At 67.5% G+C, this 228-nt stretch carries 1 protein-coding gene; it reads right to left on the bottom strand.

The window, feature by feature from the left end; genetic code table 11:
- A partial coding sequence (locus tag ACRHNM_RS18565) for a P-loop NTPase (RefSeq protein WP_431138094.1) occupies positions 1-228 on the bottom strand: 228 nt, incomplete at both ends.

Below are 228 nucleotides of genomic sequence, written 5' to 3'. Positions count from 1 at the left end.
GCGGCTTCGCTGCCCGTATCCGCCACCACAGTGGGCGTGGCCGCGTCGGTCTGTTCGCGGATCGCCAGCGTGAGGGGCAGGCTGCCGAGCGACGGGGTTTCATATTCGCGGGCCATGCGCTGGCCGCCGCCCTCGCCGAAGATGTGTTCGGCGTGGCCGCATTGCGAGCAGATGTGGATGGCCATGTTCTCGACCACGCCGAGGATCGGCACCTCGACCTTCTGAAAC

It is taken from the genome of Psychroserpens mesophilus, assembly GCF_050617655.1.
GTDB classification, from domain to species: Bacteria; Bacteroidota; Bacteroidia; order Flavobacteriales; family Flavobacteriaceae; genus Psychroserpens; species Psychroserpens mesophilus_A.
The sequence above is the reverse complement of the archived record's forward strand: the minus strand, read 5'-3'. Positions and strand labels throughout refer to the sequence as shown.